Consider the following 26392-nt stretch of genomic DNA (forward strand, 5'->3'; position numbering starts at 1 on the left):
AAAAAACTTGACTCCTGTTGTGTTAAGCCAATATCTTATCAGGTGTGATGGGTAATGTTCTGATCCTCTTCCCCGTAGCATTAAAAACGGCATTGGCTACTGCAGCAGAAAAACCGATTAAGGCAATTTCCCCCATACCTTTTGCACCCATCGGGTTAATGTAAGGATCAGGCTTATTGATGAAATTAACATCGATTTCTGGTACATCAGCGTTCACAGGAACGTGGTAATCAGCAAAGTTGTTATTGATGTATCTTCCATAACGGTGATCGATTATTGATTCTTCTGTTAAAGCCATTCCTATACCGCCAACTGCGCCGCCCACCATCTGGCTTCTGGCGGTTTTCGGACTTACAATGGTTCCTGAATCACCTACAGAAACAATTTTACTTATCTTTACGACTCCTGTCAGTTTATTTACTTTTACCTGTACAAAGTGAATGGAGAACGAATACATCGAGTAATGATCTCTTTCCTTACCGCCCTGACTCTCTTTTGTTATTTCTATTTGCGGCAGATTATTCTTTTTCAAAACATCAACAAAATTAGACGTTGCATCCATATTTGAATTTGCTGCGAGTTCGGCAATGGTAGATTTTAAGGCTACACAAACATCATTCACTGCCGAGCCTACGGTAGAAAGTGTAGCCGAACCGCCCTGACTTGGCGCTGGCGGTAAAGATGAATCGCCTAATTCGAAAGTGATTTTATCTACAGGAATACTCATCAATTTACTGGCAATTAAAGTCATGCCGGTTCCTGTACCGGGACCAATATCGCTGGTTGCACTTTGTAAAAGCAGCGATCCATCGGCTTTTAAAATACCCTTTACGCTGGCCTTACCCCTGTTGGCATTAAATACACCAACACTCACCCCGTAACCGGTTTGCCATGGCCCTTCAACTATACTACCCGGTTTATTTTTTCGGTTGCGCCAGCCAATCTTATCAGCTCCGATTTTATAGGCCTCTTTAATATTCTTGCTGGAAAAAGGCTTGTTTTTTTGCTGATCGGTTTCAGGATCATTTTTAATTCTGAAATCCAATGGATCCATATCCAAAGCATGCGCCATCTCATCAATTGCACTTTCCAGTGCAAAAGCACCTGTAGCTTCACCTGGTCCCCGCATCCATATCGGCACGCCCAAATCAACCGGAACAATAACATAAGAAGTATTTACATTATCGCATTGGTACATGAACTTCGCCATGTTCACTACGCCCTCGGTAAAGTTCTCATAAGCAGAAGTTTCACCATAAGCCCTATGCGTAATGCCCGTTAGCTTGCCATCCTTATTTGCACCCAAACCAATGGTTTGTATGGCCGCTGGCCGATTACCTACCATCGTAAACATCTGCATTCTGGTAACAACCAGTTTTACAGGTTTGCCAATGTGTTTAGAAGCCATTATTGTTGCGATCTCCAATGGCCATGTGCGTAAGGCCATCCCAAAACCACCACCCACAAACTCCGAGTTTACCTGGATATTTTCCATTGGGATTTTAAAAACATTCGCAATAGTTCCCTGCGTAGCTTTTACGCCTTGTGTTTTGGCATAAACCGTAAGCTGGTTATTTGGTCTCCAATCGGCAATAATCCCATGTAATTCCATTGGATTATGTGTCTCAATTGGAAGAAAGTACCTTTCTTCGAGCTTTACCTCTGCAGTTTTATAAGCATTTTCTTCACCACGTTTATAGTCGGCCTGTCCTTGTAGCTTTTTAGCTTTCGGATCTTTCAGCGCTTTTTCAAAATCAGTATTAAAAGTCTCTTTAGCATAGGTTGCCTTAACCAATGATGCCGCATAAGTTGCCCTTTCAAAAGTATTGGCCACCACAATAGCTATGGGTTGTCCGTTATAGAAAATCTTATCGGTATAAAAAATCTTCATCTGTGGTCCACCCTCCTGTTCGTAAGCCGCCGCCGAGGGCTTATTCAGGTGCGAAATCACCGCCACCACTCCCGGAGCTTTTTCTGCAGCTTTAGTATCAAGTGTGGTTATTTTCCCTTTAGTAATGGTACTGGTTACCAATACACCGTAGGTTAAACCAGGTAAATCATATTCAGCAAAATATTTGGCTTTCCCGGTCACTTTCAAGAATCCGTCTACTCTGTCGTTTTCATCTTTTAGCATATTCTTTTCCATAACTAGGCTTTTGATTTTGCTAGGTTTAAGGCTTCAATAATTGTATTGGGTGCAAGTTTTAGCTTGAAGTCGTTTCCTCCAAAGCTTTTTGCATCTTTCATGGCCAGTTGCGCAGCCTGCTCAAAATTGGTTAAGCTGGCTTCTTTTCCTTTTAAGAAAATCTCAGATGCGGTTAAACGCCAGGGTTTATGTGCCACGCCTCCCATTGCCAGCCGAACATCAGTAATTTTATTATTGACGATTTCAAAAGCTGCAGCTACTGATACCAGTGCAAAAGCATAAGAAGCCCTATCCCTGACTTTTAGATAATGGTAATTTTTGGCCAGGTTGTTTATAGGGATTTCCAAACCTATAATCATTTCATCGGCCTTTAAGTTGTTATCTAACTGTGGTGTATCTCCGGCTAAGCGATGAAAATCTTTAAATGATAGTTTGCGTTCTCCTTTTGCATTGGCCAATATCACTTCAGCGTCTAAGGCAATCAAAGCTACACACATATCGCTCGGATGAACAGCAATGCATTTTTCTGAAGTTCCGAAAATAGCATGCATGCGGTTAAAACCTTCCATTGCTCCACATCCCGTACCCGGCTGGCGTTTGTTACAAGGCATTTCGATATCGTAAAAATACCCACAGCGCGTACGCTGCATCATGTTCCCGCCAACCGTAGCCACATTTCTGAGTTGCGCTGATGCACCGGCTTGTAAAGCCCAGGAAAGTAAAGGCAGTTTCTCTTTAATCAGGGGATGATCTGCAACTGCCGTATTCGAAGCCAAAGCACCGATATGGATTTTATCCCCGATCTGCCTGATTTGTTTCAGCGGTACGTGGTTGATATCAATAAGTTTTTCCGGTGCGGTAACACCTCTTTTCATCAGATCGATTAAATTGGTACCACCTGCCAGGAATTTGGCATTTTTATCTTTACCCAATAAAGCAATGGCTGATTTTGCTGTAGTTGTTCTGAGGTATTGAAAATTGATCATACGGTTTCACCTCCTTTCTTCACTTCAATAATTGCATCCACTATATTTGGATAAGCACCACACCTGCAAATATTTCCGCTCATGTATTCGCTTATTTCAGCCCTTGAATTGGCATGGCCTTCACGAACACAGGCTACTGCCGACATAATCTGCCCAGGTGTACAGTAGCCGCATTGAAAACCGTCATGTTTAATAAAGGCAGCCTGCATGGGATGTAAAGTATCGCCATTTGCCAAACCTTCAATGGTGGTGATTTTCTTTCCCTCATTCATCACTGCTAAGCTGAGGCAAGCGTTTATCCTTTGTCCATCTACATGAACAGTACACGCGCCACACTGGCCATGGTCACATCCTTTTTTAGTACCCGTTAAGTGTAATTCTTCACGCAGATAGTCTAAAAGGGTTACCCGGGGTTCTACCGTTGTTTGATAAGCTTTATTGTTTACCGTAAGCTTTAAGGGTATTTTCTCAAAAAGTTCGGCAAAACGTTCATCGGCATTATTTTCTGCTGCTTTAATTGCAGTACCAGGCGTTAGTGCAATGGCCGTAATTACTGAGCTCTTTTTAAGAAAATCGCGCCTGCTATCACCCTGATTTGGTTTCTGTTCAGAAGATTTCATAGTTGGATGTTTATAAATGGTTGCGTTACCAGAATCTTCATTATTATAAATTCTTCGATAAAAATTAACCGTTTTCCCGGTATTTCCATCTCTAAATTTAAAATAAAAACTAAAGCTAATTTCCTTAAAATTGATAGGTAAAAGAAAAGTTACGCCCCGACGTTGATACCAATATAAATAAAACCAACAATTTCAAAAAATGTTCCGACTTTTGTACTACAATTATTGCATTTCTACCGTGTTTAAAAAAATGGAATGATTTTGATTCAGGGGAAAAAAATCAAATTTAGAATAGCCCTGATCATTGCGTTTAACTTGAATGATCGTAACCCCATCTAAAATCGTTTTCCTTTAAGTACACTGATTTCTGATCCTTCTGCCAAGAAAACAGAATCTGGCTCGACATGGTTTAAGAAAGCAAAATCATTACCATAATTTATCCCAAAATTGACGTTGATTTTATAACTTTTTATAGGATAAACTTGCCACCGCGGATGTTCTACCCCATATTCAGAGGTTTTATTGCGGGCAATTTTAGTGTATCCCCAGTAATGTTCGGTAATAAATTCTTCTTCGCTACCCGGTGCAATTTCTTCTGGCTTAGCATTGGCAGTAATCTGAAAATTATGCCATGTTTCACTTTTCCAAAGATAATCCACCTCCAGCTGGTTTTCCTGTTCTACCCAAACATGTTTCATGGGTAAAGTTTGATATTTTTCTTTATAAATGGTATTGGCAACAAATGTGATTGCAGGCAAAGGAACAATTTCTTTAACAAAAACAACTCCTCTTTTCCATTCTTTACCATCTTTATACCGAACATAGAAGCGCAGGTTAACCTCCTCGAAATTTGTATGGAATGGAATATTAAAGCCAAGTAACTTTACATTCATAAACATAAAACCCACTAAGCTCACATAATACTTTCCATTCCAGCTATCTAATTCGGTATGCGGAGGAAGATATTTTAAAAGAATTTGCTCCTCTACCGCATATTGTGCAAGTGCTAACTTTCGCCATTCCGCAGTTAAGAAAACTCCTTTTTTAGCTGTCATTATATAACAGCTTGTCTTAAACGAACTAATTTGACTAAAGTTTCTTCGAGCAAATCTAAATGAAGCATATTAGCTCCATCTGATTTGGCATTTGCAGGATCAGGATGTGTTTCGATAAATAAGCCATCAGCACCAACGGCAATGGCTGCTTTTGCAATAGTTGAAATCAGTTCGGGTTTACCACCGGTAACTCCGCTGCTTTGATTAGGCTGTTGTAAACTATGGGTACAATCCATTACCACAGGCACACCAAAGCTTTGCATTTCGGGTAAACCGCGATAATCTACAATCAGATCATGATAACCAAAGGTATTTCCACGATCGGTTAAGATGACCTTATTGTTGCCTGCCTCTTTTACCTTTTCAACTGCAAATTTCATGGACCCAGCTGATAAAAACTGGCCTTTTTTTACATTTACCACTTTCCCCGTTTCTGCAGCAGCAACTAATAAATCGGTTTGGCGGCACAAAAAAGCCGGAATCTGCAATACATCAACATACGCAGCAGCCATCGCGGCTTCACCACTTTCATGGATATCGGTAACGGTTGGCACACCAAATTCTCTGCCGATCCTTTCTAAAATGCGTAACGCTTTTTCATCGCCAATTCCCGTAAAAGAACTTCCTTTACTTCTATTTGCCTTGCGGTACGAACCCTTAAAAATGTATGGAATCTGCAGTTTATCAGTAACCGTAATAATCTTTTCAGCAATTCTCATGGCGATATCTTCGCCTTCAATAGCGCATGGACCCGCCATTAAAAAGAAATTCCCTGAAGCTGTATTTTTTAATTTATCTAAATAGTTAAGCATGTTTGAGATGTGAGATGTGAGATGTGAGATGTGAGATGTGAGACTTGGGTTTCTCTCAGATCTAACGTCTCAAATCTCATATCTGATTTTTAGTTTCCTAATTCCGACATAAATTTTATCCGCATCAATTGAATTTCTTCTCGGGTGTAATCGGTTTCGCCCAGTTCATTTAATGCTTCGTCTATAGAATCGCTTTCAGCTGCCCTGAAGTAATCAAAAACTTCATCCTGCCTATCATCGTCAATGATTTCATCAATAAAGTAGTTCAGATTCAGTTTGGTGCCGGAGTTTACAATCGATTCTACTTCTTTCAGGATTTCTTCGTAAGTGATGCCTTTCGAATCGGCAATGTCTTCCAGGCCAATCTGTCTGTCGATATTTTGGATGATCGATACTTTCATCTGTGATTTATTGGCCTGCGTTTTAATGATCAGATCAATAGGACGTTCGATGTCGTTATCCTCCACATATTTTTTAATCAATTCAATAAAAGGTGCACCGAATTTCATTGCTTTACCCGAACCTACACCAGAAATCTGGCGAAGTTCTTCCATGGTTATCGGATAATGGGTACACATTTCTTCTAAAGACGGATCCTGGAAAACCACAAATGGTGGAACGCTTTTTTGCTTCGCAATTTTTTTACGCAGCTCTTTGAGCAACGATAAAAGATGGGTATCCAAAGCACCTGTGCCTTGTTTTACATCTTCATCATCATCATCTGTACTGTTTCCTATCGGTTCGTTTAATATGAATTTGAGGCTGTAAGGATTAACGATAAAATCTTTTCCCTGTTTGGTTAATTTTAATAAACCGTAATTATCGATATCCTTAAAAAGATAATTATTTAAAACCGCCTGGCGGATAATGGATTTCCACATCAGCTCACCGTCTTCCTTGCCGATTCCAAATTCAGGAACCTTACTATGTTCATAAGCAATGGTTTGCGCAGTTTCCAGACCTAAAAAGACATTTAACAGGTGTGCATCATCGAACTTCTCTCCGGATTTTTCAATAAACTTTAATAAGGTAGATAACTGACTTTCTACTTCAAACTGTTTTTTAGGCTTTTTGCAGTTGTCGCACATGCAGTTGCAGCCGGTTTCGTTAAAGTTTTCGCCAAAATAGTGTAGGATCTGCTTACGACGGCAAACGCCGGATTCGGCATAATCAATCACTTCCTTTAATATCTGTGTACCAATCTCTCTTTCAGAAACCGGTTTATCTTTCATAAATTTTGCCAGTTTATCTACATCTTTTTGAGAGTAGAAAGCAATGCACACGCCCTCGCCACCATCACGTCCGGCCCTACCGGTTTCCTGATAATAACCTTCCATACTCTTGGGCACATCGTGGTGGATGACAAAGCGTACATCTGGTTTATCGATCCCCATACCAAAGGCAATCGTTGCAACAATTACCTCGGCATCTTCCATCAAAAATTTATCCTGTGTTTCGGCTCTGACTTTCGGATCTAAACCAGCATGATAAGGCAAGGCACTGATTCCATTCAGGTTTAAAGCTTCAGCCACTTCCTCCACCTTTTTACGGCTCAGGCAATAAATAATCCCTGATTTACCCGGATTAGACTTGATATATTTTATGATTTCTTTGGTGATATCTTTTTTAGGACGGATTTCATAAAATAAATTCGGTCGGTTAAATGAAGATTTGAATAACGTGGCTTCCGTCATGCCCAGATTCTTCATAATGTCCTGTTGTACCTTTGGCGTAGCCGTCGCAGTTAATGCAATAATCGGGATATTATTCCCCAACCCTGCAATAACCTGTTTAATCTTACGGTATTCCGGCCTGAAATCGTGCCCCCATTCGGAGATACAATGTGCCTCATCAACGGCGACAAAGGAAATTTTAATCAGGTTTAAAAATTCAATGTTATCCTGTTTTGCCAAAGATTCTGGCGCAACGTACAATAATTTAGTCTGACCGCTTAAGAGGTCAGATTTAACTTGAGTAATTTCAGATTTGTTTAAGGATGAATTAAGAAAGTGAGCAATACTGTCATTTCCACCAAAAGCCCTTAATTGGTCTACCTGGTTTTTCATTAATGCGATTAAAGGTGAAATCACAATTGCTGTGCCCTCGCTCATTAAAGCGGGCAACTGATAGCAAATAGACTTCCCTCCGCCTGTGGGCATAATAACAAAAGTATTATTGCCTTCTAAAATATTGGTAATGATCGACTCCTGATCACCCTTGAAATTATCAAACCCGAAGAAATTTTGTAGGTTATCAAATAACGACTTTTTCACGTCCATTTTGTGTAATAAAATATGCGATGCTATTTTTGTATCCAAAATAACATAATTTTACAAGATTTTCAAGTATTAACAAACAATTATTTTCTCTTTGAAAAGTAAAAAATCCATAATCCAATCAGCTATAGGCACTTTAGAGCTTGAAGCAGCTGCAATATTAAATGTTGCGAAAAACATTAACGGCGATTTTGAGAAAGTCGTATCAAGCATTCTAAATAGTAAAGGACGGGTGATTGTAACGGGCATAGGCAAAAGTGCAATTATCGCGCAGAAAATAGTGGCTACTTTTAATTCAACGGGTACACCCGCTATTTTTATGCATGCTGCAGATGCAATCCATGGCGATTTGGGCATGATCCAAATGGATGATATTGTCATTTGCCTTTCTAAAAGCGGAAATACACCTGAAATTAAAGTGCTTACCCCTTTATTGAAAACAGCTGGCAATTTACTGATTGGTATGGTTGGCGAATTGAATTCTTTTTTGGCAGAGCAGGCCGATATGATTTTGAATACCGCTTTCGAAAAAGAGGCCTGTCCGTATAATTTGGCGCCAACAACCAGTACAACTGCGCAATTGGCATTGGGTGATGCTTTGGCCATTTGTTTGTTAGAATGTAGAGAGTTTAATGAATCTGATTTTGCAAAATATCACCCGGGTGGATCTTTAGGTAAAAAACTATATTTAAAAGCACGTGATTTAGCCCTGTCTAACGAAAAACCAGCGATACATCCTTCTGCTTCGGTTAAAGATGTGCTGATCGAAATTAGTAAAAACCGTTTGGGGGCCGTAGCTGTTGTAGATAGCGACGATAAGGTACTGGGCATTATTACCGATGGTGATGTTAGGCGTATGTTGGAAAATAATACTACTATTGCAAATTTAAAAGCGGAGGATATCATGGGCAGAACACCAAAGAGCATACAATATGATGCTTTAGCTGTCGATGCCCTGGATATTATTAAGCAAAACAATATTACCCAGTTGTTAGTTCTGGAACAAAATACTTACTTTGGCATCATCCACTTACACGATCTTTTGAATGAAGGCATTGTGTAATTTTAAATTATAAAATGAATAAAAACTACTATGCATTAATTATGGCCGGTGGCGTTGGAAGCCGCTTTTGGCCGGTGAGCAGAACAGAATATCCAAAACAATTCATAGATTTTTTCGGTGTCGGAAAAACCCTTATTCAAAGCACTTATGAAAGATTTCTGAATATCTGTCCTCCGGAAAATATATTTATCGTTACCAACGAAATTTATACCGGTCTGATTAAAGAGCAGTTACCACTGTTAACAGATAACCAGATTTTGGCCGAGCCTTTAATGAGAAATACAGCACCTTGTATAGCTTACGGAAGTTTAAAAATCGCAGAATTAAATCCTGATGCGACCATTGTGGTTGCGCCATCAGATCATACCATTGCTAATATTGATGGCTTTGTGGCATCTATTGAGCAATCTTTGGAAGCAGCATCCAAAAATGATTGTTTAATCACGTTGGGAATTAAACCAAACCGTCCGGATACCGGTTATGGTTATATTCAGCATACTGATTATGTGCTTAATACCGATACCGACCTCCATAAGGTTAAAACCTTTACCGAAAAGCCAAATTTAGATTTGGCGAAATCATTTATACAAAGTGGTGATTTTTTATGGAATGCCGGGATTTTTATCTGGTCTGCCAGAGCGATATTAAATGCGTTCGAGAAACATCTGCCAGATATGTATGAAATATTTAATGTTGGAAGGGCAGAGTTGAATAAGGCCAGTGAAAAAGAATTTATCAATAATGCCTATTTCCAATGCACCAATATTTCAATAGATTTTGGAATTATGGAAAAGGCAGAAAACGTTTACGTACTTCCATCTGATTTCGGATGGTCTGATTTAGGTACCTGGGCGTCTATTTATGAAATGGCTGAAAAGGATTATGTGGGTAATGCCGTTATTCCTTCAGAACAGGTGCTGATGTTCGATTCATCAAATTGTATGGTAAATGTTCCAAAGGATAAATTGGTGATCTTACAGGGGCTGCATGATTATATTGTGGTTGAAAACAATAATATGCTTATGATCTGCCCTAGAGACGAAGAACAGAAGGTTAAAGAGTTTGTTGCGGAAGTTAAATCCAGATTTGGAAATAAGTTTATCTAAGAATGGATAATGTGAGATGTAAAATGGATGATGTGGCATAGTTCCATCATCCATTTTGCATTTTCTATTGTAGAAAGAAACAAGTACTATTAGCAGATTTTAGTAAGACAGGAGCGTCATTGCGAGGAGGAACGACGAAGCAATCTCTTAAAGCACACGCAGGTGGTTATCATTGTAATATTGCTTCATCGGCTGAAATAGCCTGCTTATAATGACGTTTTCTGCAACCAACATTTTGCAAAAGAAAAACTTTTACTCATATAGATTTTACGCAATAAATTATCCCAAAGGATAACAGTTTTGACGGAACGATTAGGCCTGTCGTCATTCCCGCGCATGGCCAAACCACAAAGTACTCAGAAAAGCTAATCTTAAAGCACTCTTAGTAAAATCACAAGTTAATCATGATATATAGCAACTTTCGATGACCGTAGAAAGAAGTTTAAAGATCCTGAAACACGTTCAGGATGACAGATCTGGTTAAATTCCATCTTCCCTTTTCCATTAAATTGCATTTACAGATCCTGAAACACGTTCAGCATGGCGGATCTGGTTGAATTCCATTATCCATCTCCCCTTTCACATCTTACATTGTTACATCCTCTGCCTAACTGCCTCGTATAAAATTACCCCGGCAGCTACTGAAACATTTAGCGATTCAATTTTTCCTGCCATAGGTATTTTAGCTAAATGATCTGCTACCCTCAAAAGGTCGTTAGAAATGCCTTCGTCTTCTGAGCCCATTATAATTGCTGTAGGCATGGTATAATCGGGGGCATAAATAAAATCATTCGTTTTTTCAGTACAGGCCACAATCTGCAGACCACTCTCTTGCAGAAATAAGCAAGTTTTATGCAGGTTGGCATGGCGGCAAATCGGAATACTGAATAATGCCCCCGCAGAAGTTTTAATCGCATCTGCATTAATCTGTGCCGCATTTTTTAACGGAACAACTATGGCGTGAACACCTACACAGGCAGCCGTACGTGCTATTGCACCCATGTTGCGCACATCAGTTACGCTATCTAAAACCAGAATTAGCGGCACTTCGCCCTTTTCGAAAACAGCAGGAATAATGTCTTCAATATTTTGATAGGTTATTGGAGAGATGACAGCAATTACGCCCTGATGGTTTTTCTGCGACATGCGGTTCAGCTTTTCTACAGGAACCGAATTTAATGGTATAAGTGTATCCTTTAGAAGGGCTTTCAGCTCCAGGAAGAGTTCACCTCCCAAACCGCGTTGCTGATAAATGGTTTCAATGTCTCTTCCTGCTTTAACGGCTTCTATCACGGCCCTGATGCCGAATACAAACTCATTATTCTCTTTTGTCCTTTGCGGTCTTCTAAAATTATCCATGTTTCGAAATTGTAAGGCAAAAGTATTCAATTAAAATGTTTTGACCCTAAACAATATGTAGCTTATTAACATTTAATTGTTTAAAATTTTTAAAGCCTCATAAATGCGATAAAATTTAATTTGATTATCCCTCAATTTGTTAACAAACGGCTAGTAACTATTCAAACAACCCCATCAAAATTTGCTTACTTTTGTAGAATGAGTATCGATAACGAACAAGGCGGAAAGAGTAGCATGACTGCTAGAAAAAGCAGGTTAAGTAATACCATAAGTTCACAGGGGAAAATCCCCCCACAGGCATTAGACCTGGAAGAAGCTGTTTTGGGTGCGTTGATGCTCGAAAAAGATGCACTCTCAGCGGTAATCGACGTTTTAAAGCCAGAGGTTTTTTATAATATCGCACATCAGAAAATTTTTGAAGCGATCCATATCCTTTTCCAGAAATCGAAACCGGTAGATATTTTAACGGTAACCGCCGAGCTCCGTACTTTAGGATCCTTAGAAATGGTTGGTGGCGCTTATTACATTACTCATTTAACCAACCGTGTTGCTTCGGCCGCCAATATTGAGTTTCATGCGCGTATTATTTCTCAGAAATATATTCAGCGTGAGTTGATCAGAATTTCGACGGAAATCATTACCAATGCATACGAAGATACCACAGATATCTTCGACTTATTGGACCAGGCTGAAAAAGGCCTTTTTGAAATCGCCCAGAATAACCTGCGTAGAGATACACAAAAAATGGACGATATCATTAAACAATCACTGGCTACCCTCGAAGAACTCCGTACCAAAACCGATGGTTTAACTGGTGTGCCAACCGGGTTTACCGGGCTGGACCGTATTACCGGAGGTTGGCAAAAGCAGGATCTGGTTATTATTGCTGCGCGTCCGGCGATGGGAAAAACCGCATTCGTATTAACCTGTGCACGTAACGCTACTGTCGATTTCCAAAGACCTTGCGTCGTATTCTCGCTGGAGATGTCTTCAGTTCAGCTGGTTAATCGTTTAATTTCAGGAGAAGCAGAAATCGAGCAGGAAAAAATCAGGAAAGGAAATTTACAGGAATGGGAATGGCAGCAGTTACACAGCAAAATTGGACGCTTAACCGAAGCGCCCCTATTAATTGATGATACACCTGCATTAAATATTTTCGAGTTCAGGGCAAAATGCCGGAGACTAAAATCACAATACGATATCCAATTGGTTATTGTCGATTACTTGCAGTTGATGCATGGTAAAGGTGAAGGAAAAGGCGGAGGTAACCGTGAGCAGGAAATCGGTAGTATTTCAAGGGCACTTAAGTCGGTTGCAAAAGAACTGGATGTGCCGGTGCTGGCGTTATCGCAGTTAAGTCGTGCGGTAGAGAGTAGGCCTGGTTTACAGGGAAAACGGCCTATGCTGTCCGATTTACGTGAGTCAGGTTCTATTGAACAGGATGCGGATATGGTATTGTTCTTATACCGGCCAGAATATTATGGTATTACCGAAGATGAGCAGGGACGATCACAGGCTGGTATCGGTGAGGTAATCATTGCGAAACACCGTAATGGTGAAACCGGAATTGTACCGCTTAAATTTGTGGGTAAATTTGTTAAGTTCCAGGATCTGGAAGATGATTTCAATGCGCCGCCAAATTCATTTGCCGCCGATCCTTCCGCTGGAATGTATCCATCCCAGGATTTTGAAAAACAAAGCAATGTGATTATCCGTCCTTCAAAAATGGACGACTACAATGACGATGATCCACCTTTTTAATCATCTTTAATCGCCATTTCGAGTGTAGGAGAAATTTTTGGTTGTGATGATCCTGAAAGATCGGTATTTATAAAAAAGAAGCTGTATCATAAGTACAGTTGTCATCCTGAGCTTGTAAAAGGACCATGTTTTTAACTGCGCTAAAGGCGTTTCGACAGGCTCAACGTGAAATTACAAATCATGACACAGCTTCTTTTATGTAAGAAAGCTTTTTCTACAAATCAAAAAGCAAACCTGCATTAAAACTCGATCGGTTTGTCCTGACCTGGTAACCTTGATTTTGTTTAAAAAGATCGGTAAGGCCAGATTGTCCGTCAAGTTCCAGTAAAACCTTTATTTTATTGGCTACAGGTAACTTTACACCGATACCAAGGTCAATGCCAATATCTCTGTTATGGATAAAATTCTTTAAATCGGTATTGAATTTTGTTTCGCTCGCATTCAATAAAATCCCGAAATATGGCCCGAAGTTCAGGTACCAATTTCTCTTTTTCCCAAAATGCCAGTTCGCCATTACAGGGATAGTTAAATAGTTAATGCGGTAATCTGTAATAAAGCTTTGCCCGTTATCCAAATTGGTGATGTAGCCACTGTCCCAACCTTTTTGATCATAGCCAATCTTAGCTTTAATGCTCCACCTGTCTGAAAAAAAGTAGTCGCCAACAGCTGTAAGGTTAAAGCCATTTCTGTAATCGCTGTTTGTTTGGCTACTGGTTGATACGGTAGCGAGGTTAAATCCGGCATGTAGTCCCAGTTCCAGACTGTTTTTTTCTTGTGCCGATGCGGTTATGCCGAAGCCGGCAACTAATAAAAGCGTTAATAGTTTCTTCATTGTTTGATCTGATTTAAATTTTGATGAAGATAAAACTAAAAAACAAGTTATTGAAGAACGGACTGTATTTTGAAAAAAAATATTAAAAATCAGAGTATGTATCCTATAAGAATGCCTCCTATTACGATAACCGGCGGACTTATTTTAGTGAAATTAAGCAATAGAAATGTAGCGAGCATAATACCCAGAAACAACCAGTTAAAACCTATTGGGATCAATAACAGTAAAAAAGCAGCAATAATAAATCCTACACTAACTGCATTAATGCCCGAAAGGCTATGGCGGATCCTGGAAATTTTTTTCAAATCATCCCAAAAAGGCACAATGAATAACACGAGGATAAGGCCGGGTAAATTAATCCCGATCACGCCGATCAATCCCCCTAAAATCTGCCCCCATAATCCATATCCAAAATTCTTCATGCTTAGTGCGCCCAGATAGCTCGTAAAAGAAAATGTCGGTCCAGGTAAGGCTTGCTGTAGCGCGAAACCTGATAAAAACCCGGATGAAGGCAGGTAATGTTTCATCTCTACAAACTCGGTAAACATTAGCGGAACCAGCACCTGCCCTCCTCCAAAAACCAATATTCCGTTACGGTAAAAGTTCTCCAGTAAACGGATGGGTAAACTGAAGGGAGAGGTTCTGTTTATGATTGCGCCTACCAATGCAAACAAAAGTAAAGCACCAAGAAAGTAAACCAGTTTTCGGGGATTGATATTCGAAAAAAGTTTTACCCTTAACTCCGTTTCCTCTTTTGGTGTTTCAATAGCCGAAGAGATCATTCCTCCTATCAATATCGACAACGGAAATACATAAGCATTTCTTAAAACCAATGTGGCAATAACCGAGGCAATAGCTAAAAATATAGAAACCTCTGACGATAAAACCTTTTTGCCAAGTTTCCAGGCACCATAAGCAACAATACCGAGTGCAATGGGCTGAATATATTCTAAAATATAACTAAACTTCTGTTTTTGATCAAGCAAAGCGTAACTGATGGCAGCCAAAGTCATTATCGTTGCGGTGGGTAATATCCAGATCAGGAAAGTGATAATGGCCAGCTTAAGCTTTCCAACCTTCCAGGCTATGCCAACCAAGGTTTGTGTAGATGCTGGTCCGGGAAGTACCTGTGCCAAAGCATTCAACTCTAAAAGTTCTTCCTCTGAAATAAATTTAGCACTCTGGACAAAATATTTTAGCAACAAGGCCAGATGCGCCTGTGCGCCACCAAACGAAGTGAAGGTAAAAAAAATTACATTCCGGATAAACAGCAACTGTCTTTTAACAGCGATGGGTTTGTTTTGCATTAATTTGAACTGATAAGGTTAACTGAAAGCAGTTAACTGACAACTGTAAACTGACAATTGTAAATTGAAGATATGCCTAGTCATCCTCATAATCTAATCCGGCGGCTGTATTATACGCGCCCTGTAATTCTGAAAAGGCGTGCATATCTCTTTTATTTCGTGCTACCTGCATCCCCTTTTGGTAAATTTCGATTGCTTTCTCTTTTTGATCGTCTTTTTCCAATAACTTGCCTAAATGGTAATAGGTACCTACATAATCAGGATGTTTATCGGTTAACTGAAGGTAAAAAGAATAGGCTTTTTCTTTATCATTTTGAGCATTATACTCTGTGGCTAAGGCATATAGTATAAATGGATCGTTTGGATCGCTTTCTAAAAATTCCAATAACTTACTTAAACGGGTGGATGACATTTTATTTCCTTGCTTTTTTAATTAAATTTGCAGAAAGACCTTATATAATAATCATATCGTATATGGACTGATCGATAGCTAAACAATTTTAGTTCGAGATCGTTCATAACAATAAAACCACTATTAACATATGAAAATATTAGTTTGTATCAGTAACGTGCCAGACACAACGACAAAAATAACTTTTACTAATGATAATACCGAATTCAATACGTCAGGAGTTCAATATATTGTTAATCCATACGATGAAATCGCTTTATCACGCGCAATTGAGTTAACTGAAGGTGGAAAAGGAACGGTAACCGTGATCAATGTTGGCGAAGCAGCTAATGATCCAACCATCAGAAAAGCACTTGCAATTGGTGCTGATGATGCGGTTCGGGTAAATGCAGCTCCGAGAGATGCTTATTTCGTGGCTAAACAAATTGCTGAATATGCAAAGGACAAAGATTTCAATCTTATTTTAACGGGTCGCGAATCAATTGATTATAATGGTAATCAGGTTGCCGCTATGGTTGGCGAATTTTTGGATATTCCTTCGGTATCTATTATCAAAAAATTAGCTATTGATGGAGATACGGCAACAATTGAACGTGAAATTGAAGGTGGTAAAGAAGTTTTAACTGTTTCGGGCAAATTTATTGCCAGCTGTGCTGAAGGTGTGGCGGAACCTAAAATCCCGAATATGCGTGGTATTATGAGCGCCAGAACCAAACCATTGAATGTAGTAGATGCAGTTGATGCCGAAGAAGTAACCAAAGTCATCAAATATGAAACCCCTGCTCCGCGTGGAACGGTAAAATTAATTCCTGCAGATCAAACGGAAGAGCTGATCAGCTTGTTGCACAGCGAGGCCAAAGTAATTTAATTGGCAGTCTGAAGTTTTCAGTTGCCAGTTTACAGAGATAACAAATAGAATATTTCATTAAAATAAAGTCCCCTTTACGGGGTTACAGGATAAATATATGTCAGTATTAGTATATGTAGAACAAGCTGAGGGAAAATTTAAGAAGTCGGTTTTTGAAGCTGTATCTTATGCCAAAGCCATTGCCGATCAACAGTCAACCAATTTAACTGCTATTTCTATTGGCGATGTAGCCGGCAGCGAATTGAAAGAATTAGGTAAATACGGTGCATCAAAAGTGCTAAATGTTAGTGCAGATCAGTTAAAAACGTTTGTAAATCAAGCTTATGCAAGTGTTATTGCTGCAGCTGCCGAAAAAGAAGGTGCAGATATTGTTGTGTTGTCTAATTCCTTTTCTGGTAAGGGTTTAGCACCGCGTATTGCAGTAAAACTTAAAGCAGGTTTGGCCGATGGAGCGGTAGAATTACCAAGTACAGATGGGAAGTTTGCGGTTAAAAAAACAGCTTTCTCTGGTAAAGCATTCGCCATTACCGAGTTAACATCAGCCAATAAAGTAATTGCTTTAAATCCTAATGCATTTGGTGTTAAAGAAAATGCTACCGATGCAGCGATAGAAGCCTTTACTGCAGATGTGAAACAATCAGATTTAGGAACGGTTATAAAAGAGATTGTCAGGGCAACCGATAAAGTATCATTACCCGATGCAGAATTGGTCGTTTCAGCAGGCAGAGGTTTAAAAGGACCTGAAAACTGGGGAATGATCGAAGAATTAGCTGGTTTATTAGGCGCTGCTACTGCCTGCTCTAAACCGGTATCAGACGCAGATTGGAGACCGCATTCAGAACACGTTGGTCAAACCGGTATTGCAATTAGTCCTAACCTTTATATAGCAATTGGTATTTCCGGCGCTATCCAGCACCTGGCGGGTGTGAGTTCATCAAAAGTGATTGTTGTCATCAATAAAGATCCGGAAGCGCCTTTCTTTAAAGTAGCAGATTATGGTATTGTTGGCGATGCTTTTGAAGTTGTTCCAAAATTAATTGAGGCATTAAAAGCACATAAAGGATAATTGATTCTTGTCATCCTGAGCCTGTCGAAGGATCTGGGGAAGATGTTTCGACAAGCTCAACATGACATCCACAAATATGAAAAAAGTTAAATTAGATATTGTAGGTTTATCTTACAGCCAGACACAATCTGGTGCGTATGCCTTGGTTTTAGGAGAAGTAAACGGGCGTCGGCGCTTACCGATTATTATTGGCGCATTTGAGGCACAGGCTATAGCGATAGAAATTGAGAAAATGACTCCGAGCCGGCCATTAACGCACGATTTATTTAAATCAATGGCTGATACTTTTCATATCGGTATCAAAGAAATTATCATATACAATTTGGTTGATGGTGTTTTTTATGCAAAGTTGATCTGTAGTGATGGTAAAAACACACATGAGGTTGATGCCAGAACATCAGATGCTATTGCTTTGGCTGTTCGCTTTAATGCCATGATTTACACTTACGAATTTATCTTGGCTTCTGCAGGAATTGTAATCGAAGGCAATGACTTTCTTTTCCTCGAAAATATGGATTCTATTGCAAAAGAACATGAAACCGAAAACTTGTCAGGCTCAACGCAGCAACCGGGCTTCGGTGATTTAACATTAGACGAACTTCAGCAAAAATTACAGGACGCCATTGCCGAAGAAGCCTACGAAAGAGCAGCAAGATTAAGAGATGAATTGAATAAACGCAGTAAATCCTGATACCGGCGTGCTTAAAACGTTCATCCTTTCAAAAGCTCTTGAATCTTTTTCTCAAATCCCATTTGTAAAAGCTAAATTCTAAAATGATCCGAATTAATTAAAATAATTTGGGTTCATTTTGGATTATCATTCAAAATAATTCTATATTCAGCTTTTACTTTCAATCATTCAAACTAAAGTATTATTATGAATGTTAAGTTTCGCTTAACTATAATGAGTTTCATGCAATTCTTTGTATGGGCTGCCTGGTTAATTACAATTGCAAATTATTGGTTTGGAACCAAACAATGGGATGGTGCAGATTTTGGGATCATTTTTTCCACCATGGGTATTGCATCGCTGTTTATGCCTACCCTTACCGGTATTTTAGCCGATAAGTGGATCAATGCAGAAAAACTTTATGCTATCTTGCATCTTCTATACGCCGCGACCATGTTTTACCTTCCGCAGGTAGATAATCCCCATACTTTTTTCTGGGTAATATTGGTAGCCATGTGCTTTTATATGCCAACCATAGCGCTGAGTAACTCAATCAGTTACACAACTTTAAAAAACGGCAATTTCGATGTGATCAAAGACTTCCCGCCAATCAGGGTTTGGGGTACCATTGGTTTTATTGCCGCCATGTGGATAACCAATTTAACCGGTAATAAAGCCAGCGCCAACCAATTTTATATTGCAGGTATAAGTGCTTTATTGTTGGGTATATATTCTTTTACGCTACCCGCTTGTAAACCTCTAAACTTAATCAGCGATAAGAAAACATTTGCACAAAAACTTGGACTGGAATCCTTTAAGCTTTTTGCCGACTACAAGATGGCCTTGTTTTTTATCTTTTCGATGTTTTTGGGAGCAGCCTTACAGTTAACCAATGCTTATGGTGATGTTTTTCTGGATGAATTTAAATTATTTCCTGTTTTTGCGGAGTCATTTGTAATTAAGTATTCTACCATTATTTTATCGATTTCGCAGGTGTCAGAAACGCTTTTTATCCTGGCGATCCCCTTCTTTTTGAAAAGATTTGGAATTAAATGGGTTATTGCCATTGCCATGTTTGCCTGGGTGCTGCGTTTTGGGTTATTTGCCTATGGCGATCCATCAACCAATTTATGGATGATCATCATTTCGTGTATTGTGTATGGAATGGCATTTGATTTCTTTAATATTTCAGGGTCGTTGTTTGTCGAAACATCAACCGCGCCTAAAATTCGCTCTTCTGCACAGGGCTTGTTTATGATGATGACCAATGGTTTTGGTGCCGTTTTTGGCAGTTTGGTTTCGGGCTGGATGATTAGCCGTTTCTTTACAACGTATTACCATACCATCGGATCGCTATCCAAATATGTTAAAAGCGAAGAAGACGACGTGCATCTGCTTAAATTTCTTAAAAATAAAGGGATTGATGTACTACCAAATGGCGAACTGAGCCGGGCATTGGATGTAAAAGACTGGCATAACATCTGGTTAACCTTTACCATTTACGTACTCATAATTGCCATTGTGTTTGTTGTCACTTTTAAACACAAACATACCCGAGCCGAACTCGAAGTCATTAACCATTTATAATTTGCGATTAGCCTCTTATGTCAGCTGGTAAATATAGAAAAGAACACAATTGCTTAAACTGTGGCGCTCATGTTGAGAAACATTATTGTAGCGATTGTGGTCAACCGAATTTAGAATTAAAAGAAAGTTTCTGGACTTTTATAAGTCATAGTATTGCCCATTATTTTCATTTCGACAATAAGTTTTTTCAAACGCTGGTCCCTCTCCTAACCAAACCAGGTAAAGTTACACTCGATTATCTGGCAGGTAAAAGAGCACGATACATTAATCCGGTGAGCATGTACATTTTCGTATCCATCATATATTTTTTGGTGGTATACTCGCCAAAACACGTAGAAAAGGACCCGGATCATGGTCATATCGATATTGAAGAAAAAGACGGTGCGCATGTTTCCGATAGTGTGAATAAAGCACTAAAACTTACCGGTATCTCCAAAGAAATTGCAAACAAAGCGACAAAATCGATTAATGAGGCAATCAAAAAGAAAGAATTTATAAAATTGGGCTTTGCTGATCAGGAGAAGGAATTAAAAAGACTTAACGCAGAAAATGCCAAAGTGAAATCCGATTCTCTTAGCGATATTATTGATGAGTACAATGATATTCATATCGAACGAAATGATAGCACCTATGCAGCTTATCTGTCAAGACAAAAAAAACTGCCTGTTTCAAAACAGGATAGCTGGTACGATAGATTGATTAAAAAGAGAGCAATTACTCTTGGAGAAAAATCAGAAGTTATTCAGGAAACCCTTGAACATAACCGGCCGAAACAATATTTTTTATTGATGCCATTGCTGGCCTGGTTTATTATGCTCAATTTCAGGAAAAATCATATCTATTATCTTGATCACCTCATTTTCACCATTCATGGCATGATGGTTTATTTTATCGTCTCGATAATCACCCAGCCTGTGATGAAGCATGTTTTCGGCGAAGATTCCTTCATGAGTAAAATTATAGCGGTGTGTGTGACGATATTTTTATTCTGGTACATGTTTAAGGCGCTTACCATTTTTTATCAACGCAAAACGTGGAGTACCATTTTTAAAATATTCTGGATCTTGATTTTGTATTCAGTGGCATTTAAGCTAACTGAAATGGTGATGATTAATTTAATTTACTACGTAGCGACTTAAAATGTTATGTCATCTCGCCTGAAGCGCAGCGAAACGGAGAGATCTAATCAAAAGTGTTATCAAGACAGATTTAGCTTCGCTGAGCCTTCGGGTTCTCGACTTCGTTGCACTCCGCTGGAAATGACGGTACACGAGAAGCTTCGCTATAATGAAAGAATTTAATAAAAAATTGAATTCAAAAAAAAACCACCCGGATTTCGAGTGGTTTTTTTTATGGCTGTGAAAATTACTTTCTGTCTTTAATCTCAACAAATTCTCTGTCGGTTTCGCCAACGTAAATCTGACGTGGACGACCAATCGGTTCTTTGTTTTCGTGCATTTCCTTCCACTGTGCAATCCATCCTGGTAAACGGCCTAAAGCAAATAACACCGTGAACATTTCGGATGGGAAACCCAATGCGCGATAAATAATACCTGAATAAAAATCCACATTCGGATATAATTTACGGTCAATGAAGTATTGATCCGTTAAAGCTGCTTCCTCTAATTTTTTAGCAATTTCTAAAATCGGATCATCAATACCCAAGTTCTCTAAAATATCATCACAAGCTTTTTTAATGATTTTAGCTCTTGGATCGAAGTTTTTGTATACCCTGTGTCCAAAGCCCATCATGCGGAACGGATCGTTTTTGTCTTTAGCTTTTGCAATCCATTTTTCTGTATCACCACCGTCAGCTTTGATCAATTCAAGCATATCAATTACAGCCTGGTTAGCACCGCCATGCAATGGTCCCCACAGCGCGGCAATACCAGCAGCAACTGAAGCATATAAATTACAGTCTGAAGAGCCTACAATACGAACGGTTGACGCAGAACAGTTTTGCTCGTGATCGGCATGCAGAATCAGCAATTTATTCAAGGCATTTACCACGATAGGATTCACATCATAATCTTCCGTACGTTGGCCAAACGTCATCCAAAGGAAGTTGGTTACATAATCATATTTATTTTTTGGATAAATAAGCGGATGACCTAATGACTTTTTGTAAACGAATGAAACAATGGTTGGAAATTTAGCCAGGAGCTTAATTATGGTTAAATTCTGCTCTTCTGCAGTTTGATTTGGCTTTAAGCATTCCGGATAGAATGTTGATAGTGAGAAGATCAATGAACCCAATTGGCCCATCGGATGAGATCTTGATGGATAACCATCAAAAAATTTCTTCATATCCTCGTGGATGAGCGTATGTTTACTGATTTCGGCCTGTAATTCTTCTAATTGGGTCTGTGTAGGAAGATCGCCATAAATAATCAGATAAATCACTTCCAAAAAACTTGATTTTGCTGCAAGTTCTTCAATAGCGTATCCCCTATATTTTAAAATGCCTTTTTCACCATCTAAAAAAGTGATTTTACTTTTTGTAGAACCAGTATTTTTAAAACCAGTATCTAAAGTTACGAAGCCTGTTGAATCTCTTAATTTCGAAATATCTATGGCCTTTTCATCTTCTGTTCCTGTTATTACTGGCAATTCTACTGTCTTACCATCAACTTTTATCTCTGCAATATCTGACATATTATTGTATTGTGTTTATAGCTTTCTAAATTATATAAAATTAATATACATGCATAACAAATCTGTTAAATTAATATGAATAATTGGTCAAAATGACGTAACAATCATGCTTAATTTAACCCGGTTCAGCATCTTATTTTGCTTTGATTTCTTCTGCAACTCTGCCACATTCTAACATTTCATTTCCGTAATAAGGGTTTTTAATTTCCTTTTCGGTTGATAGCCAGTCCCCTCCATCTCCCTTATTCGCCATCGGACAATGCTGAACATAAATGGTTCCTTTTTCTATTTCCGCATTTTTTAGCAAAGCAATGATATCGGCACTTAAAGCAGTAAAATCTTTTCTTTGTATAACCAGGTTATTACTTGCCGCTATTTTCTGAGCAATTTCTGCAGTTGGCTCACAGCCTTCGTAGGCAGCCAAACTATTTTTCAGTACGGCAGCAGTTTTTTGTGCATTTGCGGCATCAGACTTCACCAGCGCATTTTTCAAATTCACATAGTTTTTAAATATTGCCAGTTTCTTCTCGTCCTTTATTAAAACCTCGTTGTTAACCGATGCAGCATCGGTTTTGGTAGAATCTTTGGTTTCAGTAGATTTCTGCTCTGCATGGTTGCAGGCCATTAAAGTAGTAAATATGGCTATCCCGAATATTCTTTTCATGGTATTTGGTTTTCGGCTCAAAATAGGAATTAAAATGGTAAATAAATAAAAAAGTCCCAATTTTCATCGGGACTTTAATATTATATGATGTTTGAATTATAATTTGAAATTGTAAGCCAGCCTTAATGCGTACTGACCTGTTTTTCTGAAATAGGTTGCTGATGAGCTATCATTCACATAACCTTCATATCGAACACCAGCGTCGAAACCGCCAAACTCATAACCCAGTCCACCCGAATAAATAAAATTTGTTTTGCCACCATCTTTAATGGCAAAGCCTGCACCTGCTTCAGTGGCTAAATACATTCTTTTAATCGGAAACACTTTAACGCCACCTTTGGCCGGGATAAAATCTATGTCAATGGCGTTATTCTTAGCCATTAGTTTGGTATAACCACCTGAAGCAGTCACGGCAACATACGGTGATAAATCCCATTGCAATTTCAAATCAGCACCATAAGCGTAATCCATTGGCGATTGATCACGGAAGAGTCCGCCGTTAACACCAACCCCTATTTTGAAAGCCATTCCCTTAGGAGCCGGATTGGGATCAGTTTCTGTCATGGTTTGCGCATTTAGTGTTGTAGTGGCAAACAAAGCAACTGCAGTAGCTGCTGTAGCGAAAATTTTAGTAATCATTTTCATATTAGATAAATTAAGTTAATACTAAGGTTTTGATAGATATACGTAGTGTGATTTCGTTCAGATTTTTATATTTTCATTTTTTTCAGAAATAATGATAAAGAAAAAAGCCCCGGCATTTGCCGGGGCTTTAAGTATCAGGTAAATAATCTTACAAACTAAATCCGTAAGCTAAACGAATACCCGCAAAACCAATGCTACCATTATTAGAGTAACCTTCATATTTTGCAGCCAAATCTAAACCATTAGCCCAAGAATATCCAATTGCTGGAGAATAAACAAATGATGTACCAGAACCTTTTTCAGTTCCAAAACCAGCTCCAAGTTCTGCTAAGCCATAAGCACCAGAACCAGAATCATTAAAAAAATATTTAGCGCCAGCTTTTACCGGAATGATTCCGAAGCTGCCTCCGCCGTAAGAATCTTTTCTTGAAAAATTGTTATAACCAGCGGTAACAGGGATAGATAATTGTTTGTCAACATTAAATTGATATCTGATGTCTCCACCAATAACCAGACCTAAACCCGTTGTAGTTCCTGCACCAACGTTTAAACCTATACCTAAATTTCTTGGAGAACTTTGTGCATTTGCGTTAGTTGAAAAAAATAATGCTACAACAGCTGCTGATGTAGCAAAAATTTTTGTAATTGTTTTCATGTTTAAGATATTCTTTTTGAGTTAAAATAATATCGGATGCAGATACAAAGGTTGTGCCAAAAGGGCGTTTTTGGGCTTATTTGCGCATTTTCCCTGCTTAAAATCGGCTTTTAAAGCTAATTTTTATTTGTTAAAACTTTTTCCAGAATCAACTGTTTTAATAGGTTTGTCGGCATACTGGCATCAAGCCAGATAATCTCTACATTGTCCTTTTCCATTTTTCTGAAAAATGTATTTTGTCTCTTAGCATACTGACAAATGGCGGTACCAAGTTTCAACTTTAGTTCCTCAAAGGTTAATAATCCATCAAGATAGTTTACGATAAATTTGTACTCCAGGCCGTAGAAAACTAAGATTTCCCGGTCAATACCCTCTTTCAGCAATTGTTCTACTTCTTCTACCAGGCCAGCTTTGAACCTTTCGTTCAACCTGCTTAAAATTTTAGCCCTGGTAACTTCAACCTCGTTTTTTAACCCAAAAATAACCGGTTTAAGTGATGGTCGATTTACTTCTTCCAGTATATTATTTTTGAGATAATCTGCTATTTCTAATGCGCGGATCAGTCTTTTTTTTGAGGATAGATCAACGTGTCCGATATTTTGGCTTTCATCACTTTGCAATATCAAAACCAGTTCTTCCTTTGATAATAAATCTAGTCGATCTCTCAAGGGTTGATTGACGGGGACAGCGGTATAGGTTTGGTTCTGTAGTAAGCTGTGGATGTACATGCCTGTCCCGCCGCACAGCACCGGCATGTTGTTTTTTTTCGTTATGGCTGCGAATACCTTGTAGAAATCGTTTTTAAAGGCATCCACATGATAACGTTCGCCCGGCGATAAAATATCAATCAAATGATATGGAATCGTTTTGCCGTTGATATGATACTCTTGCAGATCTTTACCTGTGCCGATATCCATTCGTTTAAAAACCTGACGGCTATCCGCACTAATGATCTCGCCATTTAAAGCATCTGCAACACTCACGGCCAGCTTCGTTTTACCAGACGCAGTTGCTCCTAAAATGATGATGAGATTATGTTGGTCCATTAAAACTGAAGAATAAATTTAAAACTCCCGGTGTTGAATACCTCCTGTGCAAAAAACCGGTCATCTTTTTTGAGTACACGATTAAGATTTTCATCCAGGCTGTAAATCTGCGGTTCCAAAATTGCAGTTTGTAAAAAGCCCAGTTTAGTATAGGCCTCTCCTGCAGACCAATCGCGATCAGCGTAAGTCATGAGGTCGTTAGGTTGATAGGTTGAAGCAAAAAATGAAATCAATTTACTTAATCCGCCTGTAATAGAATAACCCGCTTTAACTGCAAACCTGATCAGTTCTGCAGATCTGTAATTTTCGGTATGGTTCATTTTGCGCAATCCGGAAAAGGTAGCAACAGCCACCAGTTGATCTTTTTCAAATAAACCCAATTTATATCGGCTCGTTACCCCACCCTGCAAATGATTTTCATTTAAAAAAGAATCAGCAACAGGTTTTGTAATTTTTAATATGTTGGTTTTTCTGCCGTGAATACGGCTATTTTTACCAAGCAAAGATTTTATTCTCGCTAAAACCTGCCCGGGTTTTGATAACCAGAGGTCTTCCCAAAGGTGAATGAGCTTAGTGCCTTTCTGATAATGTCTTTCCTGCAGCGCAATAAGATCCTGTGGAATAAAGCTGTTTTGTAAGCTGACCAGGTGGATGATCAGTTGATGATCAATCCGAAATAACTGAAAACCATCTTCTGAAAAAAAAAAGCACCCAATTTTATGATCAGCAAGAGCCAAACTAAATTGATGGTGCCAGTTATCTTCAAAAGTTAAATTATTCAATCAGTAGAATGTTATTCAG

At 38.9% G+C, this 26392-nt stretch carries 24 protein-coding genes; 8 read left to right on the forward strand and 16 right to left on the reverse strand.

The window, feature by feature from the left end; genetic code table 11:
• Positions 1-22: 22 nt before the first annotated feature.
• From ACIQXP_RS16360 to recQ, 6 genes are all read right to left on the reverse strand, one after another.
• Complete coding sequence (locus tag ACIQXP_RS16360) at positions 23-2146, reverse strand: xanthine dehydrogenase family protein molybdopterin-binding subunit (RefSeq protein WP_387505997.1); 2124 nt, start codon at positions 2144-2146, stop codon at positions 23-25.
• A gap of 2 nt (positions 2147-2148) precedes the next feature.
• Positions 2149-3132 carry an FAD binding domain-containing protein gene (locus ACIQXP_RS16365; protein ID WP_387505996.1) on the reverse strand — a complete coding sequence of 328 codons (984 nt, stop codon included), beginning with the start codon at positions 3130-3132 and terminating at the stop codon, positions 2149-2151.
• Positions 3129-3752 carry a (2Fe-2S)-binding protein gene (locus ACIQXP_RS16370; protein WP_293742196.1) on the reverse strand — a complete coding sequence of 208 codons (624 nt, stop codon included), beginning with the start codon at positions 3750-3752 and terminating at the stop codon, positions 3129-3131. The genes ACIQXP_RS16365 and ACIQXP_RS16370 overlap by 4 nt, the downstream gene beginning before the upstream one ends.
• A gap of 335 nt (positions 3753-4087) precedes the next feature.
• Entirely contained in the window at positions 4088-4807 is a 720-nt protein-coding gene (locus ACIQXP_RS16375) for a YqjF family protein (protein ID WP_387505995.1), read from the reverse strand.
• Positions 4807-5619, reverse strand: coding sequence for a 3-deoxy-8-phosphooctulonate synthase (kdsA, locus tag ACIQXP_RS16380; RefSeq protein WP_387505994.1), 813 nt, complete (start codon positions 5617-5619; stop codon positions 4807-4809). Before kdsA ends, ACIQXP_RS16375 begins: the two co-directional genes overlap by 1 nt.
• Before the next feature lie 89 nt (positions 5620-5708).
• Positions 5709-7898 carry a DNA helicase RecQ gene (gene recQ / locus ACIQXP_RS16385; RefSeq protein WP_090979074.1) on the reverse strand — a complete coding sequence of 730 codons (2190 nt, stop codon included), beginning with the start codon at positions 7896-7898 and terminating at the stop codon, positions 5709-5711.
• A gap of 91 nt (positions 7899-7989) precedes the next feature.
• On the opposite strand from recQ, the gene ACIQXP_RS16390 reads away from it, so the two are divergent.
• Positions 7990-8958, forward strand: a complete 969-nt coding sequence (locus tag ACIQXP_RS16390) for a KpsF/GutQ family sugar-phosphate isomerase (RefSeq protein WP_387505993.1) — start codon at positions 7990-7992, stop codon at positions 8956-8958.
• Between the two features lie 14 nt (positions 8959-8972).
• Entirely contained in the window at positions 8973-10064 is a 1092-nt protein-coding gene (locus tag ACIQXP_RS16395; protein ID WP_387505992.1) for a mannose-1-phosphate guanylyltransferase, read from the forward strand.
• A 594-nt stretch (positions 10065-10658) separates the two neighbouring features.
• Here ACIQXP_RS16395 and rlmB read toward each other — a convergent pair.
• Complete coding sequence (gene rlmB, locus ACIQXP_RS16400) at positions 10659-11423, reverse strand: 23S rRNA (guanosine(2251)-2'-O)-methyltransferase RlmB (protein ID WP_293742191.1); 765 nt, start codon at positions 11421-11423, stop codon at positions 10659-10661.
• A 198-nt stretch (positions 11424-11621) separates the two neighbouring features.
• On the opposite strand from rlmB, the gene dnaB reads away from it, so the two are divergent.
• Positions 11622-13184: a replicative DNA helicase gene (dnaB, locus tag ACIQXP_RS16405; RefSeq protein WP_293742190.1), complete on the forward strand. Its 1563-nt coding sequence runs from the start codon at positions 11622-11624 to the stop codon at positions 13182-13184.
• Positions 13185-13398: 214 nt separating this feature from the next.
• Here dnaB and ACIQXP_RS16410 read toward each other — a convergent pair whose 3' ends face one another.
• From ACIQXP_RS16410 to ACIQXP_RS16420, 3 genes are all read right to left on the reverse strand, one after another.
• Complete coding sequence (locus ACIQXP_RS16410; protein ID WP_387505991.1) at positions 13399-14016, reverse strand: porin family protein; 618 nt, start codon at positions 14014-14016, stop codon at positions 13399-13401.
• Between the two features lie 89 nt (positions 14017-14105).
• Complete coding sequence (chrA, locus tag ACIQXP_RS16415; protein ID WP_387505990.1) at positions 14106-15323, reverse strand: chromate efflux transporter; 1218 nt, start codon at positions 15321-15323, stop codon at positions 14106-14108.
• Positions 15324-15399: 76 nt separating this feature from the next.
• Positions 15400-15735 carry a tetratricopeptide repeat protein gene (locus tag ACIQXP_RS16420; RefSeq protein ID WP_090979096.1) on the reverse strand — a complete coding sequence of 112 codons (336 nt, stop codon included), beginning with the start codon at positions 15733-15735 and terminating at the stop codon, positions 15400-15402.
• Positions 15736-15865: 130 nt separating this feature from the next.
• Here ACIQXP_RS16420 and ACIQXP_RS16425 point away from each other — a divergent pair, with 130 nt between their 5' ends.
• The 5 genes from ACIQXP_RS16425 to ACIQXP_RS16445 all read left to right on the forward strand — a co-directional run bounded on the left by ACIQXP_RS16425 (position 15866) and on the right by ACIQXP_RS16445 (position 21065).
• Positions 15866-16603: an electron transfer flavoprotein subunit beta/FixA family protein gene (locus ACIQXP_RS16425; RefSeq protein ID WP_293742187.1), complete on the forward strand. Its 738-nt coding sequence runs from the start codon at positions 15866-15868 to the stop codon at positions 16601-16603.
• A gap of 97 nt (positions 16604-16700) precedes the next feature.
• Positions 16701-17669 (forward strand): electron transfer flavoprotein subunit alpha/FixB family protein, encoded by a 969-nt coding sequence (locus ACIQXP_RS16430; RefSeq protein ID WP_387505989.1) that lies wholly within the window; start codon positions 16701-16703, stop codon positions 17667-17669.
• Between the two features lie 76 nt (positions 17670-17745).
• Positions 17746-18360 carry a bifunctional nuclease family protein gene (locus tag ACIQXP_RS16435; protein ID WP_293742185.1) on the forward strand — a complete coding sequence of 205 codons (615 nt, stop codon included), beginning with the start codon at positions 17746-17748 and terminating at the stop codon, positions 18358-18360.
• Positions 18361-18546: 186 nt separating this feature from the next.
• Positions 18547-19926 carry a nucleoside permease gene (locus tag ACIQXP_RS16440; RefSeq protein ID WP_387505988.1) on the forward strand — a complete coding sequence of 460 codons (1380 nt, stop codon included), beginning with the start codon at positions 18547-18549 and terminating at the stop codon, positions 19924-19926.
• 17 nt (positions 19927-19943) lie between these two features.
• Positions 19944-21065, forward strand: a complete 1122-nt coding sequence (locus ACIQXP_RS16445) for a DUF3667 domain-containing protein (RefSeq protein WP_387505987.1) — start codon at positions 19944-19946, stop codon at positions 21063-21065.
• A gap of 226 nt (positions 21066-21291) precedes the next feature.
• Here ACIQXP_RS16445 and ACIQXP_RS16450 read toward each other — a convergent pair whose 3' ends face one another.
• The 6 genes from ACIQXP_RS16450 to ACIQXP_RS16475 form a co-directional block, all read right to left on the reverse strand.
• Positions 21292-22581: a citrate synthase gene (locus ACIQXP_RS16450; RefSeq protein ID WP_145854387.1), complete on the reverse strand. Its 1290-nt coding sequence runs from the start codon at positions 22579-22581 to the stop codon at positions 21292-21294.
• Positions 22582-22714: 133 nt separating this feature from the next.
• Positions 22715-23245, reverse strand: a complete 531-nt coding sequence (locus ACIQXP_RS16455; RefSeq protein WP_293742181.1) for a DUF3347 domain-containing protein — start codon at positions 23243-23245, stop codon at positions 22715-22717.
• 96 nt (positions 23246-23341) lie between these two features.
• Positions 23342-23890, reverse strand: a complete 549-nt coding sequence (locus ACIQXP_RS16460) for a hypothetical protein (protein WP_090979123.1) — start codon at positions 23888-23890, stop codon at positions 23342-23344.
• A gap of 148 nt (positions 23891-24038) precedes the next feature.
• On the reverse strand, positions 24039-24545 hold the full coding sequence (locus ACIQXP_RS16465) for a hypothetical protein (RefSeq protein ID WP_387505986.1): 507 nt from the start codon (positions 24543-24545) through the stop codon (positions 24039-24041).
• 116 nt (positions 24546-24661) lie between these two features.
• Positions 24662-25591: a tRNA (adenosine(37)-N6)-dimethylallyltransferase MiaA gene (gene miaA / locus ACIQXP_RS16470; RefSeq protein WP_387505985.1), complete on the reverse strand. Its 930-nt coding sequence runs from the start codon at positions 25589-25591 to the stop codon at positions 24662-24664.
• Positions 25591-26373 carry a hypothetical protein gene (locus ACIQXP_RS16475; protein WP_387505984.1) on the reverse strand — a complete coding sequence of 261 codons (783 nt, stop codon included), beginning with the start codon at positions 26371-26373 and terminating at the stop codon, positions 25591-25593. The genes miaA and ACIQXP_RS16475 overlap by 1 nt, the downstream gene beginning before the upstream one ends.
• Between the last annotated feature and the right edge of the window lie 19 nt (positions 26374-26392).

Source organism: Pedobacter suwonensis (assembly GCF_044762335.1).
In the GTDB taxonomy this organism is placed as follows: Bacteria; Bacteroidota; Bacteroidia; order Sphingobacteriales; family Sphingobacteriaceae; genus Pedobacter.